At 40.2% G+C, this 10,828-nt stretch carries 12 protein-coding genes and 1 pseudogene; 1 reads left to right on the top strand and 12 read right to left on the bottom strand.

Annotation, left to right across the window (positions count from 1 at the left end; all coding sequences use genetic code 11):
- Window positions 1-257: 257 nt before the first annotated feature.
- Window positions 258-797, top strand: coding sequence for a restriction endonuclease subunit S (locus tag PGQ33_RS15230; RefSeq protein ID WP_117558176.1), 540 nt, complete (start codon window positions 258-260; stop codon window positions 795-797).
- On the opposite strand, the gene PGQ33_RS15225 is transcribed toward PGQ33_RS15230, so the two are convergent.
- The 12 genes and pseudogenes from PGQ33_RS15225 to PGQ33_RS15170 all read right to left on the bottom strand — a co-directional run bounded on the left by PGQ33_RS15225 (window position 776) and on the right by PGQ33_RS15170 (window position 10,770).
- Window positions 776-973 (bottom strand): restriction endonuclease subunit S, encoded by a 198-nt coding sequence (locus PGQ33_RS15225; protein WP_256171082.1) that lies wholly within the window; start codon window positions 971-973, stop codon window positions 776-778. The two genes, PGQ33_RS15230 and PGQ33_RS15225, sit on opposite strands and share 22 nt — an antisense overlap.
- Window positions 953-1,399 (bottom strand): annotated as a pseudogene (locus tag PGQ33_RS15220) (helicase); the annotation flags it as partial. The pseudogene PGQ33_RS15220 and the gene PGQ33_RS15225, both read right to left, overlap by 21 nt.
- 135 nt (window positions 1,400-1,534) lie before the next feature.
- A complete protein-coding gene (locus PGQ33_RS15215; protein ID WP_270206010.1) occupies window positions 1,535-1,831 on the bottom strand; it encodes a type II toxin-antitoxin system RelE/ParE family toxin in 297 nt (98 codons plus the stop codon).
- Entirely contained in the window at window positions 1,821-2,081 is a 261-nt protein-coding gene (locus tag PGQ33_RS15210) for a type II toxin-antitoxin system Phd/YefM family antitoxin (RefSeq protein ID WP_117558181.1), read from the bottom strand. The genes PGQ33_RS15215 and PGQ33_RS15210 overlap by 11 nt, the downstream gene beginning before the upstream one ends.
- A 115-nt stretch (window positions 2,082-2,196) precedes the next feature.
- Complete coding sequence (locus PGQ33_RS15205) at window positions 2,197-3,291, bottom strand: hypothetical protein (protein WP_270206009.1); 1,095 nt, start codon at window positions 3,289-3,291, stop codon at window positions 2,197-2,199.
- Between the two features lie 148 nt (window positions 3,292-3,439).
- Window positions 3,440-4,921, bottom strand: coding sequence for a peptide MFS transporter (locus PGQ33_RS15200; RefSeq protein ID WP_270206008.1), 1,482 nt, complete (start codon window positions 4,919-4,921; stop codon window positions 3,440-3,442).
- Window positions 4,922-5,361: 440 nt separating this feature from the next.
- A complete protein-coding gene (locus PGQ33_RS15195; RefSeq protein WP_008375501.1) occupies window positions 5,362-5,793 on the bottom strand; it encodes a putative ABC transporter permease in 432 nt (143 codons plus the stop codon).
- A gap of 75 nt (window positions 5,794-5,868) precedes the next feature.
- Window positions 5,869-7,317, bottom strand: coding sequence for a tRNA (N6-isopentenyl adenosine(37)-C2)-methylthiotransferase MiaB (miaB, locus tag PGQ33_RS15190; protein WP_270206007.1), 1,449 nt, complete (start codon window positions 7,315-7,317; stop codon window positions 5,869-5,871).
- Between the two features lie 15 nt (window positions 7,318-7,332).
- Window positions 7,333-7,512, bottom strand: a complete 180-nt coding sequence (locus PGQ33_RS15185; RefSeq protein ID WP_055157828.1) for a DUF4250 domain-containing protein — start codon at window positions 7,510-7,512, stop codon at window positions 7,333-7,335.
- A gap of 17 nt (window positions 7,513-7,529) precedes the next feature.
- Window positions 7,530-8,069, bottom strand: coding sequence for a DUF5662 family protein (locus tag PGQ33_RS15180; RefSeq protein WP_008375346.1), 540 nt, complete (start codon window positions 8,067-8,069; stop codon window positions 7,530-7,532).
- Complete coding sequence (locus tag PGQ33_RS15175) at window positions 8,066-9,787, bottom strand: alpha-amylase family glycosyl hydrolase (protein ID WP_270206006.1); 1,722 nt, start codon at window positions 9,785-9,787, stop codon at window positions 8,066-8,068. Before PGQ33_RS15175 ends, PGQ33_RS15180 begins: the two co-directional genes overlap by 4 nt.
- A complete protein-coding gene (locus tag PGQ33_RS15170; RefSeq protein WP_270206005.1) occupies window positions 9,778-10,770 on the bottom strand; it encodes a sugar ABC transporter substrate-binding protein in 993 nt (330 codons plus the stop codon). Before PGQ33_RS15170 ends, PGQ33_RS15175 begins: the two co-directional genes overlap by 10 nt.
- Between the last annotated feature and the right edge of the window lie 58 nt (window positions 10,771-10,828).

Here is a 10,828-nt window from a genome sequence, read left to right as displayed (position 1 = left end):
GTCCATCCAGAGTTTTTTTACTTCATCCTTTGTCATGGTACTTTCCTTTCTACTTCATCCCCGTATTCAAAACATTATTTATTTTGATAGTTGATTCGTTCTCCTTGAATTACTGGATAACAAGGCTATCTATATAATTTAGATATTTCTCTTTGGTCATGACTCTTTTACAATAGAAATTTCTCGATCGTATCTATCTTCTCCATTCCACTTTAAATGATTATTTAGAACAGCTACTTTGCTTGTTGTATGAAAATATGATGAATGATGCTCAAACTGGGAATATTACTGGTCATAATACAATTGCATCTGCTTTGACCAATATTGTTACTGGGAAGGAAGATGCAAATTTTTCATCACCAAATGGGAAATATAATTTCTTTACTTGCTCAAGTAATACATTGAAATGTGATGAATATGCGTTCAATGCTTCATCTATTTTGATAGCCGGCAATGGAGAGTTTAATGTTAAGCATTATACAGGAAAATTTAATGCTTATCAAAGAACATATGTGTTAATACCAGACCTAGAGTATTATGCTCTTCTGTATTTAGCAAGCATGTATCAAATAAAGTCATTTAAATCTGCAGCTTCAGGTTCGATTGTAAAATTCATTACCAAAGGAGATATTGAAAATATTCCAGTTTTTATTCCTGATAATAAAGCTATTTTAAACAAGTTTAATTGTTTGCTCATGCTTCAAGAACAATATCAGAAAGAAAGTGATGAATTAGCCTCAATAAGAGACTGGTTACTTCCAATGCTCATGAATGGTCAAGCTGCCATCGAAGATTGATATGATAAATAATCATTTATCTTATTATTAGTCCTTATCTTAGCGTCGATTTTTTCTAATACTGCAACCATTTTTTTCTGATTCTTCAATGAAATCACGGGAATAGTGTAATTTGGAAACTCCTCTACCGAAATACGATCAACAGTACTTCCTTTATCTGCCTTGTAGCTGGCAATAATCTCCGTCAGTTTTGCAATCTGTTGCGGAAAATTCCTTGCAATGTCATCTTCCAGGCGGTACTGGTTATTCATGTGATTAGCTTTTAAAAGCTTTAATTTTGCCACATCCACATCTAATGCCATCTTCTCTTTTACTGCCGGATTTCCGGTTGCAAGTGCTTTGACCTCTGCATAGGACAGCGCCGCTTCGTCCACATCTTCACAACTTCTGACCGGTGCTTTGCTCGTCATAATCTGGGAAATGAATTTCTGCTTGTTCTCGATCAACTGCCACATATAACTGTCGAAAGTGGATTCTGTTACATACCGGAAGATATGAACCTTTTTATTATGGTTTCCCTGACGGATAATACGTCCTTCCCTCTGTTCCAAGTCAGATGGTTTCCAACCAATATCCAAATGATGCAGGGCAATCAAACGGTCCTATAGTGATAGGTAATCCTTTGATGTTATCGCCAGACTTTCCCCCACTTCACACCGGACATGAGAGTTTCCCCTCATACGGCGTTCCATCATCAGTAACTTCTACTTTTTAACATCGTAACTTACAGTTCCTTATCAAGTGCTTTTATATATCAGTCGCCTTACTTCCATAACATTCCCGATAACCACATAATATACCACATAATTCCTCACATAAATCCGATAATATGGATACTCTCTCATTTTTGCAGAACGATAAGGTTCAAACGCAAGAGGATTTTCCAGCCTTTTCAATATGGCACTTTCAATATCATCAACCAACCGATGTGCTGCATCTTCATTTTTCAAGACATTTGTAATGTAATTTACCGTACTTAGCAAATCAGTTTCAAATATTGGCAAGTAACGAAGCTGATAAGATTTATTTTCCATGTATTGCACTCCTTGCATTTTTGAACACGCTTTCGTGAGAAAGTCTTTCATCGGTTCTCGCAGCCTGCCTGTCAGCTTCATCAAGCTTCATTTCGATATTATCAGTGAGGCTTGCATACTCTTCTAAACTTAAAACAACCATAGCTCCATATCCATTTTTAGTTAAATACACAGGATTTCCACTATTAACAAGAGTCTCAATTTCAGGAAATTTATTTCTGAGATCAGAAACTGGGCGAATTTGTATCATTTCCACCTCTCCTTTCACTTTTTGCTATCTTTATTTTATCCTAATTTTATCACAATTACAATAAACAGCAACACATTTCTCACAAATTCTACCATCCGCTTATACTGCATACTCATCAGTCATAACTATTTCTCTCAATATAATATTTTGCCGCTTCCTGTAAAGACATCCCTTTCTTTCTCGCTTTATCTCTCACACTGCTTACAGAGATACTTTTCATTCTACAAAAGGAATTGATTGATTCATATACACTTCCATCCTCCCAAATAAATTGCCGCTGTTTCGTAATCTTTCTAATATAATCAATCGCCTCATCGTAATCGCTGTCTTTATTCCGGAACCTATAAGAATGCACAGATTGAACATTGATTCCATATTGCTTGCAGCATTCTTTTAAGTCCTTATACCTATCACCTTTATAGTAAAACGTGTCCATTTCCAGATTCTTCTTCCTTTTCAAACAATGCCGGAATGCTTCTTGTGCCGAACAATTCTTTCGCCATGCTCTATTGCGCATCGCTTTTAATGACACATTAAATTTCGTACAACATACCGATAAAGATGGATATAAAACGGACTCCCATTCAAACTGTTCCTCTGCATTTTTTGTATAATAATATTCAACCGCCTCTACCCTACTCTTTTTTGTTCTCCACATGTAACCATAAACGCTGTTGACATTTATACCAAGATTGCGGCAGCAGTCACTCAAATTATGATAAATACTATCCCGGAATACAAATGTTCTGGAATCTATTTTTTGTCCTTCCTGCTTTTCAATACGATTGATATAAAATTTCAAAGCTTCTTCTCTGGATATTCCGTGCCGTTTTGCGTATGCCGACACATAAGATGCATTGCATCCAAATGCTCTGCAACATGATGTAAATGTAATATATTCCTGTCCGCAGAAATATATTTTTCTTTTATTATGATAATTCAAATAGCTGGAAAGCGCATGCCGCAGCAGAAAATGCTTTCTTTTTGCATATCGCCGGACGCAGATCGGTTTAATTTCATATGCCATGCAGCATGCGGCGAAACTGTCATAAGTCACATGGTTATATGTAAAACGATTATATTTATAATACTGATAATAATGGCTGAGCGCCTTCTCTTTTGATATTTTATTTTTCTGCATATAAGTACATAGGGATTTATAGTTTATATTGTAATAATCGCAGCATTTTTTTAAATCTGTCCACCTCACTTTCCTCCTTTATTACAAAATATTGCAAAATGTTATAGAATTAAAAAGTCCTTGCCTGACATCTCTGCCTGACAAGGATCTTTTTTTGATACTTTTTATTACTTCTTCTTTAAGAAGACATTTATTTGATTTATTCTCGAGAAATTTCCTACGCTTCTCTTTCCATTCCCATTCCTTCTGCAAGCTTCTTGCTGAAAGCGAGTACGACTGCACCAAGGATAGCTACAACCGCACCGATTCCGATGAAGAACGGCACTTCGCTTCCTTCTTTATAGAAGTTAACGAGAATCATGTTAAGAGCAGCTCCTACTGACTGAGACATTGACCATACAGTCATCATCTGTGTTACAAAGGCTTTTGGCGCTGCTACTGCTGTAATGGAGTAACCGATCGGGCATGTAAATCCTTCAGCAACCATCAGTACTGCATAGAACAACACGATCCACCATGCATTTACTTTTGCATCGCCTGGGTAGATGACATAAAGGAGTGCAATGATCATTGCGCCAAGTCCCCATAAAATCGTTCCGAATCCCATCTTTGTTGTTCCGAACGGCTGTTTCTTGCCAAGTTTTGTCCAAAGCATAGTAAGAATACTACCGAAGCAAACGGCAAAAATTGCCGGGATTGTCTGGAAGGAAGCTGCCGGAATTTCTACTCCGAAGATCACACGGTTTACTTTTTCTTCATAGAAGATAGCAAGGATTGAAATTGTCTGTGTCCAGATCAAAAGTGTAACGGCGTTACAAATAAATGGCGGAAGCAGGCAAAGTACTTTCTTTTTCTCATGCTTTTCTGTCTTCTTGCTTGAGTAGATGAATACAAGATAAGCAAGTGGGATAAAGATAGAAATAGTACTTACTACGTTTGCAAAGGAAGATATTTTCAGCTTTCCTGTTGCAAATGAAACTGCTAAAGCTGTTCCTACAATAGCAACAACAATAAGCATTTTTACAACGAAAGAACGTTTCTTATCTTCCGGAAGCGGATCATCCGGTTCCAGACCGATATTTCCGAAGAATTTTTTGTAAGTAGCAATATAAGCAACAGTACCTAAGAACGAGAGAACTGCTGATAATGCGAATGCTGCGTGGTATCCACATTTCGCTGCGATTACACCTGCAAGAGCCGGAGCTGCTGCACCGATGTTGGAAATTACGTAAGATATTGTGAAGGCACTGTCACGTCTTCCATCGTTCTCATCGTAGAATTTACCGATCAGAGTTTCGATACATCTTCCTGCGAAGAGTGAACTGAATACCATACATCCCATAGCTGCTGCATATCCTACTACCCCAAGTGGAAATGCAAGTAAAGTATAACCGATAAATCCGGTAACTCTGGCTACAAGCAGTGACCTACGACATCCAAGGATACGATCGCAGACATAGCTTCCGATGATGGTTGTCATCCCGACTACAGTTGCGTATAAAGAAATCAACTGTGCTGCATCCGCTTTATCGAATCCAAGACCTGCAGGTGCATTTGCATACAGGTAATAGATCATTACGGCATTCATTGCGTAGCTTGAAAAAGATGAACAAAGCTGTACAAAACTGAGAGTCCCCACCCCCCTAGGCTGACCTAAAAACGCGGTCTCCTTTTTTAAGGCTTCATCATATTGATTCATTTTTATTTTTCCTCCAAATAACATATACTTCTCATTCAATAAAAAACAGTTTATATTTTCCCCGATTTTTCCTGCTGCCCTCCTTTTTCCATGATTATATTCACTTGTTTTTATCTTGAACCTTTCTTGTATCTTACTGAATTTTCCCAAAATTGTCAACATTTTACATTTAACAAAATGCATTTATACTCATTTTTGTAACCATACACAAAAAAGATGAAAAGAGTTTGGTTTCCCATGACTCTTTTCATCTTTTTTTCGTCATTTTTCACATATAGAAAATTCCATTTTCGGAATTTTATTAACAATTAAACACTTCTATGATCTTTTGGATTTTTATATCTTGAGGTGTTCCAAAATTATGATAAACAACCCGAAAAGTAAAATCTACTGATAACCATATAATACAAAAGACATAATAACACCTCGAAGATCATCTTTTACAATACATGAAACTCCGGCTTTTCCTCCCCATATACGCCCCAGAGCACCACTCCTCCAAGCACGATCGCAAGGCATAAAAGTCCTGAAAACATCACCATAAATGGCAGGCAGATCTGGCCACACAGCTGGAACGGCTGATCCCGGTAATCCCAGATCCCGATCTTCAGCCATTTATTACAGATAATCCCCGTCATAAATTCCAGGGATGTCAGGAAAAGCACTGCCCGGATAATCTGAATCCACATCGGCTCAGACCAGTGCATTACCTCGCCCTGAAAACTGCAAAATGTCAATGCAACTCCCCCAAGCACAAACATGGTCCAATGAGAAAATCCACGAAACCAGATCTCGATCAGATAATAGGTGCTTCCCCCTGCTGCTATCAGAAAGACTATCTCACTTACCCTTTTACTCACTCTTTTCACCATAAAAAACGCCCTCACTATGCAAATCTCTTACATAGCATGAGCGTTTCTTTTGGATTTTATCACAAATCATTGGATTTATTTACAGAGTTCTCCCATATAATAGAAGCCTTTTGCCTCTTTTAAGTAAACTGTCACGATCTTACCGATCATGCTTTCATCTCCCGGGAAATGTACCAGGAGGTTGTTGCTCATTCGTCCTGTCACCAATGACGGATCATGATCGTTGACACTTTCTACCAGCACATCCTGTGTGGTTCCCTGATGTACAGAGCATACTTCCGCTGAAATCTGCTGCACCTCTTTTAAAAGGCGATCAAAACGGTCTTTTACCACGTCGTCAGGAACTTGATCTTCCATTGCTGCCGCAGGGGTTCCTGTTCTCTTGGAATAGATAAAAGTAAAGGCACTGTCATAACGCACCTGTCTTACAATATCCAGAGTATCCTGGAAATCTTCCTCTGTCTCCCCAGGGAATCCGACGATAATATCCGTTGTAAGGGAAATATCCGGCACTGCTTCGCGGATCTTTCTTACCACCTCAAGATAATGCTCCTTGGTGTAATGGCGGTTCATCTTCTGCAGGATCCTGCTGCTTCCTGACTGAACCGGAAGATGCAGATGCTTGCAGATTTTCTTGGAATGTGCCATTACATCAATCAGTTCATCTGACAAATCCTTTGGATGGGAAGTCATAAAGCGGATTCTCTCCAGTCCTTCAATCTCCTCAATCTCCTGAAGAAGCTGTGCAAATGTCATCGGCTCTTCCAGATTCTTTCCATAAGAGTTTACATTCTGACCAAGGAGCATAACTTCTACCACACCATCTGCCACAAGTCCTTCAATCTCGCGAATGATATCTTTGGGATTACGGCTTCTCTCACGTCCACGCACATACGGTACGATACAGTAGCTGCAGAAATTGTTACATCCGAACATGATGTTAACACCGGATTTGAAGGAAAATTTGCGTTCGCTCGGAAGATCCTCCACAATCTTATCGGTATCCTTCCAGATATCGATCACCATTCGCTCAGATTCAAATCTTGTCACGATCAGTTCTGCAAATTTATAAATATTGTGAGTTCCAAAGATCAGGTCAACAAACCGATAGCTCTTCTTGATCTTCTCTACAACAGTCGGTTCCTGCATCATACATCCGCAGAGTCCGATGAACATATGCGGATTCTTTTTCTTCTTTGCACCAAGCTGTCCCAGACGTCCGTAAACACGCAGATTCGCATTTTCACGGACAGTACAGGTGTTGTAGATAACGAAGTCTGCTTTCTCTTCATCCGGCTCTTCCTTGTATCCGATCAGTTCCAGAACACCGACCAGCTTTTCGGAGTCACGAGCGTTCATCTGACAACCGAAAGTCGTCACGCAAAAAGTCAGATCTCTTCCGATCTCCTGTGCTTTTTCGCTTACATACTTCCGCGCTTTGGCAATGTAATAGTACTGTCTCTCCGGCTCAGTGACCGGAGCTTCTTTGGTAAGATCTATTGCATCAAAATCAATATTATTCATATGTTATTAACCTCTCTATACAAACTGGTTCAGCTCTGCATCATATTCATAATCAATGGATGCCAGTTTCTCTGTCAGTTCTTTTTTCTCAATCTGCATCTCCTGGCAAAGAGTATCCAGATCTGCATAAAAATCCCGTAATTTTGTATTGACCACACTCAGAAGGATCATTGGATCCTTTGGTAAATCTGCCATGTTTTTATCCTCTTTTTCTAATAATCTCTCGTTTTCAACACGGTATTCCGGATATAATCAAAAGTTTTCTCTTCCCCGTCTGCCGCGAGCATATAGAGAAGTTCTTCCAGAAGTGCCCTGGTATCCTTATGCATCCAGTCCCCTGCAATACCGTGAAGATAATATTCAAGCGGTGACGTATCCGTATATTTATCTTTCATATAAATCTTGGATGCTGCGATCCGGTCCATTAACATCTCGACCACATACTTTTTGGGCATCTTCATCCCGGTAAGCATTGGTTCTCCTTCCAGTCCGTAGTCAATCCAGTATTCATAATGATGTTTATTGCGCCCTTTATGGTGCAGCCATGCCGAAGAATAGCCCTTTTCTTCTCTTTCTGCGTTATTCGGACTCCGGTTTCCCTGGAAATACCTGCACCCAACCCAGAACTCCGCCGGAGAATACTTCGACATATCATGCAAAAGTCCCTGTCTGTAAAGTCCTACCTTAAAGCAGTTCTTCATAACCAGATATTTGTGATGTGTTATGGTGCAAAAATGTTTCCAGATTTTCATTCTTTAGCCTGCCTTCCAACAAAAACTTTGATCGTTCGCTCCTCCAGCTGAACCTTCTTATCTTTTACCGGAACTGCTTCTTTTTCATCCAGGACTCCTTCTTTTGTCCCTGCTATGCACACCCATTCCATTCCTTTTGGAAGGGAAGGAAGTGCAAATGAATGCGAAAGCCAGTGCATATTATATGCAATATAAAAGTCCTTCTCTGTACTTTCTTCATGATAGAATACACCAAGCTGTCTGCTTGCACGCCCTGCCGGCATCTGCCACGCATCCTCCCCATGATAGGAAATCTGAGGGATTCCGCTTCTGCCCATCGTGTCTTCTGATTTTTTCGCTATCTGCTTCATACAGGCTTTGCGAAGTGCAATCAGTCGACATACAAATGTATATAATTCTTCCTGTCTGGAAAGCTGGTTCCAGTCAAGCCATGATATCAGATTATCCTGACAGTATGCATTATTATTCCCTTTCTGGGTATTCATAAATTCATCCCCGGAAAGGATACACGGCATTCCCTGTGCAAATAAAAGTAAAAAGAACGCATTAAATATCTGATTCTTCCGCAACTCGTTAACCGCCTTTTTCCGGCTGTTCCCTTCTGCCCCACAGTTCCAGCTGTAATTGTAATCCGGACCATCCAGATTATTCTCACCATTTGCTTCGTTGTGCTTTCCATCATAGGAAACTACATCACAGAGCGTAAATCCGTTGTGGCTTGCAATATAATTATACAGCTGTGTATCCTGATTCTTCAGCTGGCAGATCACATCCCGGATCATGCCCTCATCTCCCTTTAAGAAACGGCGCATCACATTCTGGAATCCGTCTTCTTTTTTGAGGATCTTACTTTTCGCAAGCACAGGATCCTTTGCAAGTTCATCCGGATTGCAGATATATGGATTCACAATAAATCCATCCACATGATACTGCATCACCCAGTAACGCAGACAATCTAAAATCAGAGAAAACGTAGTTCCCTCTGTGAAAGGCATCTCAAGAATAACTTCAATCCCTGCAAGATGCATCTGACGAACAAGTGACTTCATCTCATTCACCGGATCTCCTGCCGCATATGATGCTTTTGGTGCAAAGAAATATGCTTTTCCATATCCCCAGTAATTCACATGCCTCTGATTCTCATCAAATTCATAAACCGGCATCAGATGGATCTGGTTAATCCCCAATTTTTGAAGATAGGGCAGTTTCTCCGTAACTCCGTCAAACGTTCCTTTGTGTGCGACTCCGGACGAACTGTGTTTTGTAAATCCACGGACATGAAGACTGTAGGCGATCACATCTTCCTTTTTCAGATGTGGAAATTGCGACTTTCCCCAGTCAAATGTATCTGTTACAATCCGGGTACGCAGTTTTCTCTTTTCCTTTCCCTTTGACACAGACCAGAGTTCTCTGCCTGAAAATGCTTTTCCATATGGATCCGGAACTATCTTTCCACCGATTTTATAACAATATTCATAATCTTCCGGTTGTTCCAGCACCACGGAGAGAAAGTGCAGATTTCCTGCCACATCAGAGTATGGCATCTCCTGTGAAAATGCTGAAGCCCTGGCACCTTTTTTATAAATGATCAGTTCACATGTCTGTCCTTCCGGAACTGCTACCGAAAAATTCGCTGTCTGTCCTTCCACAGTACATCCCTGTGGAAACGGAAATCCCACTGCTGTCTTCATATCCACTGTTCCCCCTGTTACTGCCATCCGTCAACTCCATACATATCTACATTCGAGGCATCAATAAAAAATACATCCAGATACGTTGTCTTTTCATAATCATCCCCGTTTAAAATAGCAAAACCGATTTTGACCGATTCTTTTCCGAGTTTGATCGGTGATTGCGCACTTGTTCCGCGAATCAGGGAATCCGGCTTCTGAAGTTCTTTTTTCAGATCTGGAGAACCATCTACCCCGTAAATCTTTACATCAGTAAGACCGGCTGTTCTTGCTGCAACCAGTGCCCCAAGCGCAATCTGGTCGTTCCCGCACATTACTGCCGTAACATCCTTATTCTCTGCAAAAATCTTGTTAGCTGCTTCTCTTGCCTCGTTCAAATCTCCACTGACATCTGCTCTTCCTACAATCTCAAATCCCTTTCCGGCAATTGCTTCCTCAAAGCCTGTAATTCTCTCTACAATAGAATTCTGTGTAAGACCTTCAAGAATTACAATCTTTCCACCATCCGGACTCTGCTGTATCAGATCTTCTCCACAAAGCTGTCCGGCAGCTTTATTATCCGAACCAATAAAGGCATCAATATAATCCGTATCCTTAACTTCCGTATCAATATTGATGATCTTAACATCGGCTTCCTTAAGCTCTTCCAGAGCAGGTGTGATCGCATCTCTTGATACCGGACACAGAAAAATGGCATCCAGTCCGTCTTTGATCATCTGATGGATCTGCTCGATCTGGGTGTCTACATTCAGTGCCGGATCTTTTGTCACCAGCGTACTTCCCTGTGCTTCGACTGCTTCTCTCAGTGCCTGCTCAAGTGTAATATAGTATGGATTTTCCATGGTAATACAACTAAATCCAAAACGATAGCTTTTTGCCTCTTCCTTGCTGTCATCGTCCTCTTCTGTTATTGCATTGTCCTGGCTTGTCCCAACATTCTTCTTACAGCCTGCAGTCATGCCAATACAGAGAACCATCACAAGAAAGATAGAAAAAATCTTTTTCTTCATATAGATAAACCTCCCTGAAACCTTTCTTTTATTGTATCTTTTTTACCGCTAATGTCAA

It is taken from the genome of Coprococcus sp. AM100_B19A (assembly GCF_027662015.1).
In the GTDB taxonomy this organism is placed as follows: domain Bacteria; phylum Bacillota; class Clostridia; order Lachnospirales; family Lachnospiraceae; genus Allocoprococcus; species Allocoprococcus comes.
Note: the sequence above shows the minus strand (reverse complement) of the source record. Positions and strands in the feature narration are given on the sequence as shown.